The 18,931-nt window shown below is 31.7% G+C and carries 18 protein-coding genes and 1 pseudogene; 3 read left to right on the plus strand and 16 right to left on the minus strand.

Translation table 11 applies throughout. The features are described from left to right. Nucleotides 1–32: 32 nt before the first annotated feature. The 4 genes from ACFCYN_RS22115 to azlC all read right to left on the minus strand — a co-directional run bounded on the left by ACFCYN_RS22115 (nucleotide 33) and on the right by azlC (nucleotide 4,607). Nucleotides 33–1,472, minus strand: coding sequence for a spore germination protein (locus ACFCYN_RS22115; protein WP_375951814.1), 1,440 nt, complete (start codon nucleotides 1,470–1,472; stop codon nucleotides 33–35). Between the two features lie 316 nt (nucleotides 1,473–1,788). After that, nucleotides 1,789–3,546 (minus strand): adenine deaminase C-terminal domain-containing protein, encoded by a 1,758-nt coding sequence (locus ACFCYN_RS22120; RefSeq protein WP_375951816.1) that lies wholly within the window; start codon nucleotides 3,544–3,546, stop codon nucleotides 1,789–1,791. Between the two features lie 18 nt (nucleotides 3,547–3,564). After that, entirely contained in the window at nucleotides 3,565–3,897 is a 333-nt protein-coding gene (locus tag ACFCYN_RS22125) for a branched-chain amino acid transporter permease (RefSeq protein ID WP_172444560.1), read from the minus strand. Continuing rightward, nucleotides 3,894–4,607 carry an azaleucine resistance protein AzlC gene (gene azlC, locus ACFCYN_RS22130; RefSeq protein ID WP_172444559.1) on the minus strand — a complete coding sequence of 238 codons (714 nt, stop codon included), beginning with the start codon at nucleotides 4,605–4,607 and terminating at the stop codon, nucleotides 3,894–3,896. The genes ACFCYN_RS22125 and azlC overlap by 4 nt, the downstream gene beginning before the upstream one ends. Before the next feature lie 223 nt (nucleotides 4,608–4,830). Here azlC and ACFCYN_RS22135 point away from each other — a divergent pair, with 223 nt between their 5' ends. Next, a complete protein-coding gene (locus ACFCYN_RS22135) occupies nucleotides 4,831–6,231 on the plus strand; it encodes an aminotransferase-like domain-containing protein (RefSeq protein WP_375951817.1) in 1,401 nt (466 codons plus the stop codon). A gap of 96 nt (nucleotides 6,232–6,327) precedes the next feature. On the opposite strand, the gene ACFCYN_RS22140 is transcribed toward ACFCYN_RS22135, so the two are convergent. From ACFCYN_RS22140 to ACFCYN_RS22160, 5 genes are all read right to left on the minus strand, one after another. After that, nucleotides 6,328–6,807 carry a GNAT family N-acetyltransferase gene (locus tag ACFCYN_RS22140; RefSeq protein WP_375951819.1) on the minus strand — a complete coding sequence of 160 codons (480 nt, stop codon included), beginning with the start codon at nucleotides 6,805–6,807 and terminating at the stop codon, nucleotides 6,328–6,330. Between the two features lie 288 nt (nucleotides 6,808–7,095). Further along, nucleotides 7,096–7,875 (minus strand): sensor histidine kinase, encoded by a 780-nt coding sequence (locus ACFCYN_RS22145; RefSeq protein WP_375951821.1) that lies wholly within the window; start codon nucleotides 7,873–7,875, stop codon nucleotides 7,096–7,098. A gap of 141 nt (nucleotides 7,876–8,016) precedes the next feature. Further along, a complete protein-coding gene (locus tag ACFCYN_RS22150) occupies nucleotides 8,017–8,763 on the minus strand; it encodes an ABC transporter permease (RefSeq protein WP_375951822.1) in 747 nt (248 codons plus the stop codon). Next, the gene (locus ACFCYN_RS22155) at nucleotides 8,756–9,679 is read right to left on the minus strand and encodes an ATP-binding cassette domain-containing protein (protein WP_172444555.1); all 924 of its coding nucleotides are present in this window, start codon (nucleotides 9,677–9,679) and stop codon (nucleotides 8,756–8,758) included. Before ACFCYN_RS22155 ends, ACFCYN_RS22150 begins: the two co-directional genes overlap by 8 nt. A 146-nt stretch (nucleotides 9,680–9,825) precedes the next feature. Continuing rightward, nucleotides 9,826–10,518 carry a response regulator transcription factor gene (locus ACFCYN_RS22160; RefSeq protein WP_172444554.1) on the minus strand — a complete coding sequence of 231 codons (693 nt, stop codon included), beginning with the start codon at nucleotides 10,516–10,518 and terminating at the stop codon, nucleotides 9,826–9,828. Between the two features lie 194 nt (nucleotides 10,519–10,712). On the opposite strand from ACFCYN_RS22160, the gene ACFCYN_RS22165 reads away from it, so the two are divergent. Continuing rightward, entirely contained in the window at nucleotides 10,713–10,925 is a 213-nt protein-coding gene (locus tag ACFCYN_RS22165) for a hypothetical protein (RefSeq protein WP_098118288.1), read from the plus strand. Between the two features lie 237 nt (nucleotides 10,926–11,162). Here the strand turns inward: ACFCYN_RS22165 and ACFCYN_RS22170 are convergent, their stop codons facing one another. From ACFCYN_RS22170 to ACFCYN_RS22180, 3 genes are all read right to left on the minus strand, one after another. After that, a complete protein-coding gene (locus ACFCYN_RS22170; RefSeq protein ID WP_088044491.1) occupies nucleotides 11,163–11,363 on the minus strand; it encodes a cold-shock protein in 201 nt (66 codons plus the stop codon). 399 nt (nucleotides 11,364–11,762) lie between these two features. After that, a complete protein-coding gene (locus tag ACFCYN_RS22175) occupies nucleotides 11,763–12,983 on the minus strand; it encodes a sugar efflux transporter (protein ID WP_375951824.1) in 1,221 nt (406 codons plus the stop codon). Nucleotides 12,984–13,123: 140 nt separating this feature from the next. After that, entirely contained in the window at nucleotides 13,124–13,939 is an 816-nt protein-coding gene (locus ACFCYN_RS22180; RefSeq protein WP_375951829.1) for a Cof-type HAD-IIB family hydrolase, read from the minus strand. 279 nt (nucleotides 13,940–14,218) lie between these two features. Here ACFCYN_RS22180 and ACFCYN_RS22185 point away from each other — a divergent pair, with 279 nt between their 5' ends. Then, nucleotides 14,219–15,115 carry an AraC family transcriptional regulator gene (locus tag ACFCYN_RS22185; RefSeq protein WP_375951826.1) on the plus strand — a complete coding sequence of 299 codons (897 nt, stop codon included), beginning with the start codon at nucleotides 14,219–14,221 and terminating at the stop codon, nucleotides 15,113–15,115. 63 nt (nucleotides 15,116–15,178) lie between these two features. Here ACFCYN_RS22185 and ACFCYN_RS22190 read toward each other — a convergent pair whose 3' ends face one another. From ACFCYN_RS22190 to ACFCYN_RS22205, 4 genes and pseudogenes are all read right to left on the minus strand, one after another. Beyond that, the gene (locus ACFCYN_RS22190) at nucleotides 15,179–15,847 is read right to left on the minus strand and encodes a S8 family serine peptidase (RefSeq protein ID WP_375951828.1); all 669 of its coding nucleotides are present in this window, start codon (nucleotides 15,845–15,847) and stop codon (nucleotides 15,179–15,181) included. A 24-nt stretch (nucleotides 15,848–15,871) separates the two neighbouring features. Further along, a complete protein-coding gene (locus tag ACFCYN_RS22195) occupies nucleotides 15,872–17,020 on the minus strand; it encodes a toxic anion resistance protein (RefSeq protein ID WP_172444550.1) in 1,149 nt (382 codons plus the stop codon). Between the two features lie 18 nt (nucleotides 17,021–17,038). Then, the gene (locus ACFCYN_RS22200; protein WP_216854118.1) at nucleotides 17,039–18,718 is read right to left on the minus strand and encodes a vWA domain-containing protein; all 1,680 of its coding nucleotides are present in this window, start codon (nucleotides 18,716–18,718) and stop codon (nucleotides 17,039–17,041) included. Nucleotides 18,719–18,735: 17 nt separating this feature from the next. Next, nucleotides 18,736–18,931: pseudogene (locus tag ACFCYN_RS22205) on the minus strand (hypothetical protein); the annotation flags it as partial.

An 18,931-nucleotide genomic window follows, 5' to 3' on the forward strand; every position in this document is an offset into this window, starting at 1 on the left:
CATCCAATATTCTCTTATCCTTTTTTATGGATTTATTTTGACTTTTTCCAAAGATAGTTTAATGGCATTCGAATAAAAGTATCCTTTAATTGATTAAAAATAATTGGTGATAATGGTGAAGAATACGAGGAATTGAAGCTCTTTAATGATAATCCGTGTACGATTAAGATCATCGTGCTTATAACAAGTCCGAATATGCCAAAGAATGATGCCATCACCATTATAGGAAATCTTAAAATACGTAAACTTGATGCCATTTCATATTTAGGGATGATAAAAGATGAAATAGCAGTCAATGCAACTACTATAACCATAATATTACTTACAATTCCTGCTTGAACTGCAGCTTGACCAATTACAATTCCTCCTACAACTCCTACTGTTGTACTAATTGGTGCAGGTAATCTAATACCAGCTTCTCTTAGCATTTCTAAAGTAATTTCCATAATAATTGCTTCAAATAAAGGGTCAAAAGGCACCTGTGCACGTGATTCACCAATTGAAAAAAGTAATTTTAATGGTACAACTTCATAGTTGAATGAAACGATTGCAATATATATTCCTGGTAAATAGAGTGTTATAAGGAATGCAACAATTCTAAGTAGCCGATTAAAGGAAGCTACTAAAGTTCTAGAAGAATAATCATCAATACTTGTAAAAAAAGATATGAACTCCGAAGGTAAAATAATGACTTCAGATGAACGATCTAAAATTAGAACGACTTTTCCTTTTAATATAGCTGAAGCAGCTTCATCTGGTCTTTCAGTCGTTAATATTTGTGGAAATGGTGAGAATTGATTTCTCTCCATTAATTGTGCTAATTGATTAGCATTTAGAACTGAATCTACTTTTATTTCTGTAAGTCTATTTTCTACAGATAATAAAAGCTTCTCGTCAACTACACCTTCTAAAAAAGTAATTGACACGATGCTTTTATTCTCATCTCCAATTTCAGTTTGTTTTGTTCTAAATTCTTTATTTTGAATAAATCTGCGGAGCAAGGCAATGTTAGCTTGGTATGTTTCAACAAAAGAAATTCTTGACCCTTTCAGCGAATTATCAATATTTGGTGGCATGAATGGCCTATGAGGTGGATTCTCCGTAGAATAAATAAAAGCAGATGAGACCCCATCTAAAAATAAAATACTCTTACCTTCTAATACAGATTTTTCGATTTTACCAATTCGAATTGTACTTTCCGTATTATTATTTATGAATATCTCGAGATCTTCCTTTTGCGAATTAATATTATTAATAAATGAATCAATTTTTTGTTCATTTACTAAACCAGATAAATAAATTAAAAGTGCAGGCTTTCCATCAATCATTAGGATTTTTTTTACAAGGTCAGACGTAGGAAAAATTGATTCTATGACTTCTAAGTTTTCATTAATATTTCCATCAGGATTTATTGTGAAATTATGGATATTATTTTTCTTATTTTTTTCGTTTCTTCCATTTGAACGATCCACTAATCATTTCATCCCTTCGCTAAAAACTTAGAACTATTTAAGAAATATCACTTATCATCCTCTAATCAAAAAATTATCTCGATTAGTATACTCTTATTTGTTATTTTTCATAATTGTGAGTTTAATTAAATAATAAGTGTAAAGAAATTTAATTTAATCGGTTGTGCTTAGCTTTAAGTAGGTTAGTTATTCAATCTCATATAAATAAAAAGGCATGAATCTGATAAATTTCCAGATTCATACCTAAAACGAAAGCCTATCGTTTTTTTTTAGTTGTTAAACATTAACAATTAGTTCTCCGATTTTTATATTTTCCTTAAATTATTTTCTGAGGAATTTCCCTTTTTATTGGAGAAACTAAAATCTTATTGTTTTTCACGTCATATAAACCACTAGGAGTTAAGCGAATAAAAGGTAAATGGGTTGCAGAAAAGAATAATAATGTGAAAGCAGGATCGTCGTATTGATATCCTCTTTCTTTTAGTAATTTTATCATTTTTTTCTCAACAATTATTAATTTTTCCAATTCTAATTCAGACATGCTTCCTCTTAATGGTAGTGATACTTCGTGAAGAACTTCATTTTCTTCAATTAATACCATTCCACCACCGATTTCTTTCATTCGTTCAAATGCTTTCAACATATCTGATTTTCTTTTACCTAAAATTAAAATATCCCCTGTACCTGAATAAGAACTTGCAAACCCTCCAATATGATGAGCAAATCCTTTCACTACCGTATTTAATCTCCAAGTGCCGTTTCTTGCAACCATTAAAAGGAAGCATTCGTCATGTTCGAAGGATAACTCATCAGAATCTAATTCTATTTTGCTTTCATAAGGTTTTGTAATCACATTGTTTACTAAATTAATACCATTTGAGTTTGTAAGACATAAATCTTCTTTATGTAGAGACCAATTTAAATCTAATTTAGAGAATTGATGTTTTTCCCAGTCAATCGGCAAATAATGATCAAACACTTCCGTGTCTTTTTTAACCCATTTACCATTTGCTAAAACACTTATAGGTGTTGGGTTTTCTTTACTTTCTAATACATTAATATTAGCAATTCTCCCTGTAGCAATTGAACCGTGTAAATGCTCCATATTATAATAACGAGCTACATTGTAGCTTGCCATGTTATATGCATCAATTATAGGTACTTCATGTCGGATTGCTATTTTTATTAGTTCGTCAGTCATTCCATTTTCATAAAAATAAGGATGCGAACCATCGGTAGTGAAGAAAAATCGATCAAACTTTTGGATCCCTAATTCCCTAATTTCTTTTAAAAGAACTTCTAAATCAGGTCGAATTGACGAGTGTCTTAGTGATACAGTATAGCCCTGCATTAAACGCATTACTGCTTCTTCTCCTGTCATTGCTTCATGGTCACAATCTGCACCTAATAACATTAGTTTTGCTAATGTACGTTCTGATGCACCAGGGAAATGTCCTTCTACTTTCTTATTTAATCTCTTGGTTTCTTGGACCCAGGTTAGCATTTTATTGTCCCCATTTAACAGCTTGGGCCATGCTGTTAATTCTCCACCTTGTAAAACCAATTCATTATTAAGCCAAGTCATAATTTCTTCATTATTAAATAGTTCATCATTATTTTGGAATTCAGTCTGCCCGTCAAACCTGCACCACCAATACATGCTTGTTGGTATGTTTTTAAATTGATTTAGTAAAACAAATGCATCTTTAGCAGGTAATTCCAAGAAAAATTTTAAGTTATCGTTAATTAAAGTTGTTGTTCCGAATTGTGCAGCATGCTTCGCTAATGTTAATGGATTATATAACTGATATGGATGAGAATGCGGTTCAATATACCCAGGAACTAAAAATTCACCTTCAACATTAATGACTTCAATTTCATTTAAATTTTCCGGAAGATTTTTTCCAACATATACAATACGGTCTTCATAAATCCAAATATTCGCTTGTAACCACTTGTTCAAATAAGTATTTAAATACGTTGCATTTTTTAATATAATATGAGGCTTGATCTTCTCATCAAGGACATTTACCTGATTTCTAATTTGCTCATTACTCCATCGATAATTTTTCATTCGTTCACCCCTAAAGAATTAAAAAACTAATTGCACTAAAATCATGTAAACGATCGTTCCTCCAGCAATCGATAGAAGCATCATCTTTTTCCAAACGTGAAGAAATACAACTACTAATACGGCAATAAACTCTGGAACACCATGATTTCCTGAAAGTATATTTACATTTTTAAAACAATAAACGACCAGTAACCCAATTACTGCTGGTGGTAGGACTTTACCTAAATACTGTACATATTTAGGTGTAGGTTTTCCTGCTGGAAAAATAATGAATGGCAGAAATCTTGTCAGCACTGTTCCTAAAACGACCATTGCTATTGTCATAATTTGCTGTGTTAAGTTCATCGTCATACCGAAACCTCTACTTTCTCACTTGGTTTTCTTCTAAGTACACTTAGTGTTACCAGTATTGTAAGCATCGCCGGTATAATGAAGTTGTTTCCACCAAATATCAGTAAACAAATCGCTGATAGTCCAACTCCTACTATTGCACTTAAATGTTTTGTCTCCTTCATCCATTGTTCTATGAAAATGACAATAAAAAGAGCAGTCATTACAAAGTCTAGACCCTTCGTATTAAATTTCACAAGAGAACCAAAAATCCCACCAATAGATGCACCTATTACCCAATACAAATGATTAAGAAAAGTAACAAAAAACATAAACCAACTCTTATCTACATTTTCTGGTATATCTACATTGTAATTAATTGAGAAACTCTCATCACATAGTCCAAATATTAAATAATACTTTTTCTTACCTGTACCTTTATATTTATCTAACATCGAAATTCCATAAAACAAATGTCTTGCATTGACCATTAAGGTTAGTAGTAGGGCGTTAATTGGATTAAAGCTAATAAGTAATAGGTTTGCGGCTATAAACTCCATCGATCCTGCAAAAATGGTTAACCCCATCAAAATCGGATAAATTGCACTGAATCCAAGTGAATTCATAAAGACGCCATAAGCGATACCTAAAAATAAAAATCCTGCAAATATAGGTATTGTGTGTGGAAAGGCTGCACGAAACGCGATCCATATTTTGTTTTCGTTTTTCATAAATTCACTTCCTGTTTTGTTAAATTTATTTAAATTTACCATATTAAATCCATACAAAAAACGAATAAATTGTATGGATTACAATTTTCTAAAAATTAAATAAAGTGCGTTTTAGTGCTTGTTTACACATTTTCTACTCAGATTCTCAGGATTTGATATTTTTAGAATTCCATACAAAAATGATATAATTGTATGGAATTAATATATAAGGGTGGAAAATTTTATGCCAGTAAATTCATTTGAAAATTATCCAATGTCTTGGAAACCCGATAAACAGTCATTAAAACGGCCTTACTATCATTCTATTGCACTCCTTCTTGAACAAGATATTATAAATGGCTTTTTGGCACCTGGTACAAAGCTACCACCGCAACGAGAATTAGCGGATTATCTTGACATAAATTTTACAACGATTACCCGAGCATATAAAATATGTGAGGTAAAAGGTTTAATTTACGCTATTACAGGAAGCGGAACATTTGTGGCCCCAAATGCAGCCCGTTCGATCACGATTTCAACAGATAAAACAGCAAACTATATTGACCTTGGATTTGTAGCATCTTTTGAACAAACCAACAGTATTGTGACAGAAGCTATCCAGAAAGTAGTCAATAAAAACTATTTAGATCAATTATTAAATTACAATGATCCGACCGGTATCCCACACCAGAAGGCAGCGGCACTTAACTGGATGGAAGCTTTTGGTATAAAAGCTACTCAAGAAAATGTAGCAATCGTATCAGGTACCCAAAATGCACTGACGCTTGCTTTGGCAAGTTTATTTGAGCCAGGCAATCGAATTGCAACCGATTTTTATACATTTTCAAATTTTATCGAGTTAGCAAAGATGCTTCATATTCAATTAATTCCAATTCCTGGAGATCAGTATGGCATGATGCCAGATGAACTTGAAAAGCAATGTAGCCAGTTAAATATACATGGAATATTCCTAATGCCTTCATGTTCTAACCCAACCACAGTAATGATTTCTGATATTCGAAAACATGAATTAGCTTCGATCATACGAAAGTATCGGTTAATATTAATTGAAGATGATATTCATGCATTCTTAACTGCTGGAATAATAGCTGATTATCAACAACCTATGTATAACCTAGTTCCAGAACAAAGCGTATATATTTGTGGTACATCAAAGTCTATATGTTCTGGGTTGAGGGTTGCTTATATGGTTTTTGGAGAGGCACTACGAGAGAAAATTTCGCATGGTATTTTTAATATTAATGTTAAGACATCTTCACTTGATGTTGAGGTGATCACTGAACTGATCTTATCTGGAAAAGCACATGAGATCGTTCATCAAAAAAAACAGCTCGCTGAAACAGTAAACGATCTTTATTCATCCTATTTCCCTTTAAATAAGAGTGGCCATCCACTTTGTTTTTATCGTTGGCTTCCAATACATGGACATAGTAATGGAATATGTTTTGAAGCGAATTTAAATAAGCTAGGAATACGTGTATTTCATTCTGATCGTTTTCTAAGTGGGCATGATTCATCTGAAAAGTATGTACGTATTGCTCTTTCTTCTACACATTCCTTAGATGAGCTAGATACAGGATTAAAAGTATTATCACAATACCTCGATCATCACATGGAATCTTAAACGTTCTTATTTTGCATTGCATGAAGAAAGGAGCTGTATGAGTAACAGCTCCTTTTTTTTATTAATAGTTGAGATTAGAAATATATTTCTCTTATGTTATTTAAATCGTGCTGATCTAACCTTTAAGTTATAGTCTGTAATTTCAAAACCGAGTTGTTGGTAAAGTTTTAATGCACCTTGATTATGACCAAAAACGTGTAGCAATACGTCTTCTATTCCTAATTCATTAATTTCTTTAATACATACACTCATCGCTTCTTTACCGTAACCATGCCCTCTATGCTCCGGATAAATGAGAATCTCATATAAATACGCATAGTTTGGCTCTTGTTTTACATTAATTGAGTACCAAATATAGCCAATGACTTGCTCATTCAAAACTATATTTTTCAAATAATTAGTTTCAGTTTTTTCTCCTTCAGGCAATAATGATTGAAAAGCCGCTTTAGATTGATCTAAAGCTGTCTCCTCTTTCCAGCTCCCATTTTTCACTTTATCCTTCGCAAAATTCACAGTTGCTAAATCTAGAAATCTTTGAAAATCTTGTTTATTCATTTGTGTTAAATTAAGAGTCAAATTAGACCATCCTTTTCAAATTTATTGTTTTTTCCATAAGCATAAAGTCCCGTTTAAAGTATTCGATTCTTTACTAAAGATATCCTTTTTATATCATTTTACAAAAAAAATAAATCGTTATATCTTTGTCGGCCTGTAATTTTGTGAAAGATAGCAATATTATTTTAGCGTAGGATAAATAGAAGGACATATTTAAGTATTAAATAATAAGTTCACAATTTAATAATAAAAAAAGATTAAGTCCCACTCACTAAGGAACTTAACCTTTAATAAACTTACCTTTAAAGACTACACTTTAAACCATTCACATTTCATAAATAATTTATTCTCTTTATATTCAGCACTAATATTACCATTCATCTTTTCCATTAAACTTTTAGCAATTGGTAAACCAAGACCTGTACCTTTCCCAGTTCTCGTTTGATCCGCTTTATAAAAACGATCAAACATTCGTTGTAAATCTGATTCACCTAACTCATTAACAGAATTACTAATCGTCAATTGAGTTGATGCTTTTGATTTTTCAAGACAGATATTTATATTTCCACATGAATGTTTAATCGCATTTATGATTAAATTTTCAATTACTCGTTTAACTGCAGATGAATCAGCCATTATCATGATTTCTGTATTAGGAATCTCAATCGTAGGTTCTAGGTTCCGTTTATTGAATTCCTCATAAAATCCTAAAAGAACTTCTAGTATCAATTGATTCAATTTTATTTTTTCAAGCTTCATTGGATAATCAATTTGATCTATAATTGAGAGTTCAAAAAAGTCTTCAAGTAGTACCTTCAATCTTTGGGCACTATTTTTTATGATATTCGTATATTCTTTTCTCATTTCTGTCGTTATTTCTTCGGACTCTAAAAATTGAATATATCCTAAAATTGAGGTCATAGGTGTTCGGATATCATGCGAAATATATGAAATCGCCTGTTTTAATTCATTTTCACTTAAGCGCTTTTCTGCTTTTGACTTCCTTGTTAAATCAACTTGTTTATTTATTTCCACGGCAAGATTTTCAATATCCTTATCAAAATACTTCAAATCTATTTTCTTATCCATTGCATGTTTGTTTAGCTCATGTATCTGTCGGTGAGTTCTTTTAATTTCTTTTTTTAATAGAAAATACCGGGTGAGAAAAAACAATAAAAGTAAACTAACGATTATAGTTACATAGTTTATAAAACTCACCCGCCTTATCTCTTACTTAATTTCTTTTTTTCTAAATATTAAACTTCCTAATACACCTAATACAATAAATGTCAAAATTGGAACAATTATAAGTGTAAACAATTCGCTATCATCGAGTTCATTGAATTTATATATGCCTGGATATAGAATAAATACTGAATTATTTATGATTGTTTTAAGAAAAGTTAATTTTGAAGCTATAAAATCTAAAAGGGAATTAATTAAAGCAAAAAACATTAGTAGAAATCCTATTGTTTTTCCGTTGTCAGTAAAAACAGTCGCAACAATCGTCATAACTGAAGCAAACGCAGCTCCATAGATTGCTATTAGACCAAATGTCTTAAGGATATACACCCAATCAGTTGTACCATTAAAATCGAAATAAACTCCTGCAGTTGTCGTCATAAAGACAGGAAGGATTAATAAGATGATGATTGAACCAATTGAAAACATCGTTAACTTTGAAAAGTAAATTCGTAATCTACTATTTCCTGAAGAAGCAATACTTTTCATAGTTCCGGTCGAGTATTCACTTGTTATAAAGAAGCCAGCAAATATACATGGTAAAAGCTTAATAATATCATTGTTAATACTTAAAATGTTATAGATATAATATTCATCTAAAGTAAGTTTGGCCGCTGAACTTACTTTAGTCGTAAATGGATATAAAACAGAAAAAAGAATTAATATTAAAACTAAAGTTCGAAATGAACGATCTTTTTTCAATTTATATAGTTCCGATTTTAATAAATTACCCACGATTTACACCTCCGATTCGAGTTGTAAAATATGCTTCCAAATCTTCACCCATAGGCATAAATTCCTCAATAATTAACCCTTCACTTGTTAGAGATTTTGATACTTCTCTTGCTCTATCAACATATTCAAATAATTTAATCGAACCGTCAGGCAATACTTCAAAATTCTGCGTATTAAAAAATCGTTCAATTACAGTAGCAGCTTTGTTTGGATTATCAACTTTAATATGCAAAAAGTGTTTACATTTTTCATCTAGTTCCTTAAGTGATAATTCTTCTAGTAACACACCTTCATGAATAATTCCGTAATGCGTTGCTAATAAATGAAGTTCACTTAAAATATGACTCGAAATTAAAATCGTTATACCATACTCTTTATTAAGTTTCTTTAGTAACTCTCGTATTTCTACAACACCCATAGGATCGAGGCCATTAATTGGTTCATCTAATATTAAAAATTCGGGATCTCCCAATAATGCAATTGCAAGCCCAAGTCGCTGCTTCATCCCTAAAGAGAAATTTTTGACCTTCTTTTTACCTGTATCTTCTAACCCAACTAGCTTAAGTGTTTTTTTGATACATTCTTTCCCAGGAATTCCTTTTAAAAGCCTATGTGCTTCTAAGTTCTCAGCTGCCGTCAAATGAGGGTATAAAGCAGGACCTTCAATAATTGTCCCAACTCTTTTTCTTGCTTCAATCAACCCTCGTTCACTGTTTTCTCCAAACAATTCAAAGGAACCAGTTGTCGGATACCCTAATCCCGTAATTAATCGTATTAATGTTGATTTCCCTGCACCATTCTGCCCAATAAAACCGTAAATAGCTCCTTTTTTTATCGATAAATTTACCTTATTAAGGGCCAATTTATTTTGATACTTCTTAGATAATTGATTTGTTTTAAGTATAAATTCATTCATAAGTTTTCCTCCTAACACAAATTTTTATCGCTTGTCCAAATGCTTTATTATCTAAATGACCATTTGGAACCAATTTTTAATTGTGAACACTTTTAACTATAAGAAGGAAAACATAAGAATGTCTTAAGTTAAATCTTAAGAAAACCTTAAGTTTTTAGTCGGTAACCCATACCCCAAATTGTTTCTATATATTCTTCAGTCGGATTTGCTTTCGTCAGTTTACTTCTAATATTACTCATATGTACATTTATCGTGTTATCGTCTCCATAAAACTCTTCATGCCAAACACTTTCAAATAAATTAGCTTTTGTGAAGACTTTATTAGGTGATGATAATAGTAAACATAATATTTCGTATTCAATTGCTGTTAGTTTTAACTCAATTTCGTTAACTGACACTTTTTTTGAATCCATATCGATCAAAAGATCCTTGTGCCGTATTTGGTTATTTACGCCTATTTTAGCTATGCGTCGATATCTTCTTAGACATGACTCAATACGAGCAGAAACCTCTTCAATATCAAATGGCTTCGTAATGTAGTCATCTGCTCCGCTTCTTAAAATGTCTATTTTTGTTTTCATTTCAAGTTTTGCTGATATGATCATTACCGGGATGTTAGTTTCCTCGGTAATCTTGTTTAACAATTCTTCACCAGATAATCCTGGTAGCATCAAATCTAGTAAAACCAAATCCCAATTTTGAATCTCTAAATGGATTAGAGCTTCAGTGCCTGAATATGCAGCCTTTGGAATAAAGCCATTTTTAACGATAATATCACATAGTAATCGATTAATATCCTCATCATCTTCAACAACTAAAATATTCACAGAATCATTCATTTTTCTTCCCCACACAATGTAAACTTTTTTTTATTAAATTTGGAATATATAAGTAATATAGCATCTTCGTGCTATTTACCAAAATATTGCACTAAAATGAAAAAGTATTTGCAAAAAATTGGTATTTAATCTGAATATACAGGAGAAGACCTCCATTGTGTCGAATTATCTTAAATTAGAAGGGAGTTTGGAAAATGAGTAAAGAGAATCTATTAAAGAGCTTGAGACTTGCTACAAGAGGAAATTTCTTTTTAATCAATATAAAAAATTCCTTAGAAAATGATACCGATTTGATAAAAAAACTGGCTAAGGAATTAGAGCAAGATGGATTAATCAAACTAAAAGAGTGCACACAGCAAGAAGATTCACTCTTTTTAAGTGGAATTCTAAAATATGCATCCAATTAATTTGGATGCTTTTTCGTCGTTGAACGGATTGAAATATAAATAGGTATAAATGATTTTTCTATTATTTGAAGACATTTGTATATTAGTTTTATTTGGACTATAATACTTTAAACCATTCTCTTTACCGAGATCCACGTTCAATTTTACCCTTATTCAACTTTGAATAAGGGTTTTTATTTTATAAGATATAAAAAAAAAACAGATTCTACTTGATAGAATCTGATTTCTTTTAGTTAATTATGCTTTTTTAACATTAGTTGCTTGAGCTCCGCGTTGACCTTGTTCTACTTCAAAAGTAACTGCTTGACCTTCATCCAATGATTTGAAACCTTCAGATTGAATTGCTGAGAAGTGAACGAATACATCATCACCATTTTCACGCTCGATAAATCCAAATCCTTTTTCTGCATTAAACCATTTTACTTTACCATGTTCCATTAATGTTTCCTCCTTGTGTGAGTTACACACATTTTAATATATCAATATTAACAATAAATGTTTCAATAATCAAATCCACTAAAAAAAATAAAAATATCTGCCTTATTTCAAATAGAGTTTCTTTCTTTAGAAATGATTATTATTGATTAAATGTATACTTAGAGTAAGTCTTTAAATGTTTAGATTGCTTTATCTTACATTCATTAAGTATTGTTTTACTTACTCATGAACACTTTATGAGTAACACTTTTTTAGATTTCGCTTGTTTTAATTACTCATGAACACACTATATTATTTTACGATCGGGTGTATCGGTCAGGTTTATCTTCAATTCATTTTTCAAACTTGACTTGGTTTTATTTCAATATGAAAAAACGAGCTACTAAGTAGCTCGTTGCACTATACCGACTGACTGTGACTTGTCGATATTTCCATTTCCACATTGTTTTTTGATCTCCATAAGATAAAAAGTGAGCAAACTACAAAAAATAGACAAAGGAAATAAACGTTTCGAAAACCTGCAAGTTGTGCAAACATACCTCCACCTAAATTACCAACTAAGCTTCCGATTGTTGAGCAATTTGCATAAATTGACGCAGAAAAACCTGGTGAATTAGGAAGTAGGTCGTTGAAGTAGCTTATACCATTCCCCATCACAATTGCGATATATGTTGCCTGTAATAGTTGTGCGATGATTAACTCCCATGTGTGTGTTGATACACTTAAGATTATATAATAGGCTAAACCAATAAAGCAGCCGTAGATCATCAACATATGATTAGAGATTTTTTTTGAAAGAACCCCCAATAGCAGCATGATTGGAATTTCCAAACCTGCACATAAACTGACGACAAATCCGACATCCCTATTCGTACCATGTAGTTCATTTACAATAAAAAGTGGTGTGTTAATCCAATTAATTGAACTAACTGCAAATAATAGAATAAAAGCAATAAATGGTAATCTTAACTGTTTCCGTTTTGCCCTAGAGACAACTGTCTTATTTTTCTTCTTCACATTATTTTCGGATTGCTTTCTTTTTTCTAAAAAGAAGAATACTAGAAATGCAATCATTACATAAATGCTAGATGTTCCAAGAAAAAGTCCGTCATAGCCCTTAGCGCTTAAAATTAAAGTACCAATTAAAGGTCCAATTAAAAAGCCTAAAGACACTAGTGATCGTAAAGTTGATAATGCTAATGTCCTATCTTTTGATTGGCTAGCATTAGCGGATTCCTGTGCAGATGCAAAAATTTGAGGCATCGAAGCTGCACCTAATCCATTAAACACTCCTACAAAAACCAATAATATAAAGTAGTTATGAAATATTAAATAGGAAGCATAACCAATTGCTGATGAAATCATCGCAAACAAAATAATCCATTTTCTGTCTAACCCTCGATCAGAACGTTCAGCAATAATTGAATTAACTAAGACTCCACTTAATGAAATCACTGCCATAAAGATTCCAAATGCTCCTGTACTCATGCCAAGGTATTTTGTACAATACAGCGATAAGTAAGGAGTTGTAATAGAAAGTCCGATCCCTACAAACAACAAACATATGACAAATAAACTATACCCCTTAATTGCAAATAGATCTTTTATCCGTCTAACCAATATAAAGCCCCCTAACCTTTCATTATTTTAATCGACTGATTAAAATAGCAAACAAAAACATCCCTGGGAAAATTAAATTACGTCACCAATTTAACCAAGGAAAATATTAATGATTTAGTTGTATTTAGATTCCTATATCATTATAGTACATTTGACTCTTTAAAAATATATTTTTCAAAAGCATAAGCTACTCCATTTTCATCATTGCTTAATGTAACCAGATCACTAGAGAGCTTAACCTCTTCTTCTGCGTTTCCCATAGCTATTGATAAGCCTGCTATATTAAACATTGGAATATCATTTTTCTCATCTCCAATTGCAATTGTATTTTCTAAAGGAATTTTAAAATATGTAGCCATTGCTTTTAACCCATACCCCTTATTTCCATGTTGATGTGTGACCTCTAGATTAAATGGTGATGAGCTAGTTAGAAAAGTCCCATCTATTAGTCTTAAACTCTTTTGAAGCCTCTCTTTTTGCTTTGGATCTAGCGCTAAAATAAGAAACTTTAGAATACTAAAATCATCATTATTAATAACTTCTTGAACATTATTAAATAGAGAATGCCCATATACAGTTGGAGGTGTAGTAAACATTTTGAAGTGTTTATTTTCGAAGTATTCTTCAGGAACTCGCCCCGACGAAATAACTTGTTCGAAACGTTCATTCCAATTCCGAGGTGCAAAAATGCCCTTTTTGGTAGAAATATTGTAAGGTAAGGCTTCTTTTTCAACTTCTAACGCAAGCTTTTGTATTTGATTTCTTCTTAAAGAATTTAGTTCAATTAATTTTCCATCTACATATAATGCGGAACCATTGTGACCTCCAATCGGACAATTTAATTCGTATTTTGTCATTTCATCATTAATAGAACTTGGTGAACGACCGGATAAAATCATAACGATATGCCCTTGCTGTTGAGCCTTTTTGATTGAACTTAAATTTTCTTTGCTTATATTCTTTTAGAACTTAAAGTAGTTCCGTCCAAGTCTAAAGCGATAAGCTTCATAAGAATCTCTCCTTAAATATGTATTTAATTTGAATCGTAAGAGATTAGGATCTTGTCAAATGATAATATTATAGTTTTGAAGATATGTTTGTTATACTTAATTATGCATTAAAATAACAATCGAACGTTAACTTATTCCTCTCAAATGATTGCCTAATCCTCTTACATTTACATATCCAAAGAAAATTCATGTGACTTTTTAATATAAGAAACCAAGGAGGACTTTATGTCTGAAATAAATTATTCGAAACAAAATGAATTAACCGAACTAATTGAGCGCTATACGAGCCATGAAGGAGTTAACGAGACAGTAATTGACTCATTATTTTTCATCCGAGAATCAAACATTACTGAACCTAAATACAGAGTATATAAACCTTCACTTTGTATTGTAGTTTCAGGTGTAAAGGAATTATTACTAGCAAATGAAAGTTATAAATATGGTCCTGGAAATTATTTAGTCGCTTCTGTTGATTTACCAGTTACAGGACAAGTTATTGAATCTACACCAAACTCTCCGTATCTGGCTTTTAGACTTGAATTTAGTCCAAATCAGATTGTAGAAATTTTAACTGAAACTAAAATTTCTACAAATTCAAAGGAAAATGCGAAAAGAGCGATCTTTGTAAGTCAATTAGAGGTATCACTTTTAGATGCAGTGATTAGACTAGTCCGATTATTAGATTCACCTGAAGATATCCCAATTCTAGCTCCGATCTTTAAAAAAGAAATTCTATACCGAGTTTTACGAGGACAGCACGGGGGAATATTGCAACAAATTGCAATAGAAGGTAGCACGACAAATCGTATAAGTGAAGTAATTGAACAAATAAAAATGAATTTTTACAAGTCTTTACGTATTGAAGAGCTTGCTGATATAGCAAATATGAGTGTTTCTTCACTTCATAGACACTTTAAGGAGGTGACTGCGATGAGTCCCCTTCAATTTCAGAAACATTTAAGATTACAGGAAGCACGACTATTATTAATGTCTGAATCTTCTGATGCAGCAGAAATTGCTTTCCGAGTTGGGTATGAAAGTCCATCCCAATTTAGTAGAGAATACTCTCGTTTATTTGGTTTCCCACCAAAAGAAGACATTAAACGTATGAGAGCGAAATAACAAAGTTGAAATTATAAAGCAAAAAACTAAGATCAAAGTAATCTTAGTTTTTTGCAATACTACTTAAAATTTAATTCCCAGTTCATTCATATTATCTTGCAATGTCTCTCCATTATAGGTTTCTTTTGGTTGAGGTGCGTTTAAAATAGTATCATTTATAGCTAAATAATATAAATAAACACTCCACATATCTTGTTTATTTACAGTACCATCAAAATTAATATCAGTTGAACGGTTTTCTGTTCCCAAATATTTTTTGATTTCTACTGCATCCAATACATCAATCACATCATCTCCATTTATATCTCCAGGAGTAAGCATAGTATTTGGAAGCTTAATAAAACTACCTGCATATTTAGAATTAATCAAATCATTTATTTCATTAATTAGTAATTTAGTAGATAAATGACCTGGAACTTTTACTTCTACTTCCACATTTTCAACATTTGCAGGAATATCATTTTCTGCCGTGTTTATTAAAATCGATTTGATATCTAATTGACTTAAGTTCGGATGGGCTGCTTTTAGTAACTCAACTACGCCGGCAACATGAGGTGAAGCCATTGAGATTCCGGAATATCGGTCATATGAGTAGTCATAATTACCGTTTCCACCATCCATATAAAAAGGAATTGTAGAATAAACATTGACACCAGGTGCGGTTATTTCAGGCTTTATGTCAAATGTCAGCCAAGCTGGTCCACGGCTATTAAATGGAGCTACTTGCTTCATTTTACATGTCTTTTTCCAGCATTTTTATAAGCCAAGTCGGTCCCCTTTTTCAAGCCGTTGAATTTGTTGAGATCCGACTTCAGCTAATTCTTGAAATTCCAAGATTGTTTGACGCATTTTTGGTAATGCCTCTTGTTTAAATGTACTAATCGATTCAAACGCAGATATAACGTTTGTAAAAGAAGTTTTAAGCGTCTCAACAGAAACAGCCGATTCCATCGCTTGTTTTTGTATAGCAACTCCTTGTTCTTTTAATAATCTGGATGTTCCTTCAATGATTGTATTTGTAGTTCGATTTAAAGCAGTTATTTTTTGCAATACAATTTTTTGATTATATAATGCACTAGCAACTGTTACTGCTGTGTTTAATGCGGAAATGGTCACTGTTTTAGCACGTTCAACACCACGTATTAGCTCCCTGTTGTTTCGAATAACCACCTCATATGACATATCTCCTTGATGATTAACTACTAACATTTGCTGTAAATCCATTACTCTTTGTCGTAGTGGATAGAGAACTTCTTCAGTAATGAATTTTATTTTCTCCTGCTCTTCTCCCTCGACTTTTGCTTTTTCAATTTGATTTTCAATTGACTCATCCATTAATGTTCCAAGTTGAATTTCTTTTTCTAATGTTTTTGAAAGCATTCGAAGCGAAAGCTGTTCATGCTCTAATGTTGTGTTGTCATTTTCAAGTACTTTTTTCCCTTTATCAAGTGATTTCACAATATCAGCAATTGCGATATCTGCTTTTTCAAATCTTTGAAAATATGATCGGATTGGATTAAATAACTTTCCTAGAAAACCAGTTTTTGCGAAATCAATTGCTCCTGGGTCTAAATCTTTTAATTGAAGCTGTAAATCCGCTAATCCTTTTGCAACTTGCCCACCCTCATCACCACTTTTAGCTAGTTGACCGAGAGAAACCTTGAGTAGCGAATTTTTATTCGCAGAGGATTTCATCGTTTGTAGCCCGAATGCTTCTACCTTTTGTAGGATCTCCTTACGTTGATCAAATGTTTCCTTTGAAACGGTATTTAATTCCATAATCATCGCAACATTTGCTTCTGCTGCTTCTTTTAATTTAACTAATTCCTCAGGCACTGGCTTAACTTGCTCTTCTATTACTGCCTTGATTTCTTCTTCATTTACAACTTGCATCGAAAATGACATCTAAAGTCCTCCTACCAATTAGAGTTGAACATTAAAGAGATTTCGAATTTTATAGATTACGTCATCTGAGTCGGCATTAATATTTGCAGCTTCATTGATATTTGAAATACTTTCAAGAGCTTTAATATTAGCGTTATATCCTATTGTATAAATTGGAATTTTATAAGCTTTAATAATTCCTTTTACATTTTTCAATGAATGACCATGATTCGTCTCACCATCTGTTAATACAAATATGAGTGGCCTTACATTTGGATTCTTTTTCATTTCTTCTTTGAGCATATTAATTGCTACGAGTATTGCGTCATTTGTTGCAGTATCTCCACCTGCATCAAGGCTAGATACTGCTCCAACGAATTTTGATTGTTGATTCGCATCGTATTTTGCAATCGGTAGATTGATTGTTACATCCGCAGAATATGAGATTAAACCAATACTATTATCCCTTCCTAAATACTTTTGACCTTTTAGTAATGATTCTTTTAACTCATTTAATGGCTTTCCATCCATACTACCTGAAACATCTGCTACAAATACGGCTGCAATTGGGTTTGAAGTATTTTTCTTTCCTTTCCAAAGTTTCTGTGCAGCTGTTAATGTATTACCATCGATCGCTTTTAGCTCTGATGTATAGTTATTCAATCCGTTAAACCCATCTTTTTTTGCCAGTTCTTGAAGATTACTTTGACCTGTAAATTCTGCAAATTTATTCAATATATCAATTTTATCTTTCGGTAAATCCCCTAATGCATAAAGAGGGCTGTCATGACGTACCCCAAACGGGATAAACTCGTATCTATTTTTTAAATCAGGTAAATTAACATATGATTGATACTCTAATACAAATGCATCTAAAACACCCGATTCCGCAGCATCACTCATTTGAAGTGTTGTTGAAGCAATGAAAGGTACATTTGCTTGGAAACTTTCAAAACCTTTTACAGCAGTTTCACTTAAAACATCTTTTGAATCAAAGGAATTTAATGCAGTAACTAAAAAATTCAAACCTGTTGAACTAGTAAATGGATCCGTATAACCCATAGATAATTCATTTTTCGTCATAGCATCAATAACAGTTTTCGTATCGACTTTTCCGTATTTTTTCATCAATTCATCATATTTTGCCTTTGAAATGACAATACCAGGTACATTGCCGACTAATCGGCTCGAAATTGTTTCTGTTTTAACGCCACTTGCTGTAATCATTTGACCCCAAAGTTCATTTGAAGGTGTAAATGCATCTGGGACGTATTTACTTGATTTAATAAAATCCGTTGCCGTTCCAGATGCTATGTTTCGAATTTTTACAGATACTTGATGACCATTTAAATTGAATTTTGCATTATTAAATTTACTTGCAACTTCATTTAACCAACCATTTTTCCCATCACTTGATTTTTCTGTTGACGAAAATATTTCAACATAGTTTTCAGTTGTATTTTCAACTGATACAGGAAATTTTGAAATATCAGGAAGTTCACTTGCTACATCAGCTGTATTTAAGTCAATCTGCCCTTTAATTGGCTTTACCTTGGAAATATCTATGTTAGATATCATTTTTTCTAATTGCTGACTTTTATTTTTATCTGTAATTTTTACTACTTTTTTATCTGACGTTAAATTTACTCCGATATAGACAAGAAGAAAAACAATAACGATAACGATAATAGATGCGAAAAAAAATTTACTTTTTTTCATTTTTTTCATCCTTTCATTCATTGTCTATAATGTTTTGTTTGTTGAATTAAAGAATCAATTTCTTTCATACATTCCATATTTTCAATTTCATCAATTCCGATTTCATCAAGCCTAGAAATTTCCAAAATTAATTTATCAATATTGACTAGAATTTCCTCATTCATTTCAACTGCTTTTTGAATAAATTCGAAATACTCATTATACAGATTAATC

The sequence above is a fragment of the Gottfriedia sp. NPDC056225 genome (assembly GCF_042267765.1).
In the GTDB taxonomy this organism is placed as follows: Bacteria; Bacillota; Bacilli; order Bacillales; family Bacillaceae_G; genus Gottfriedia.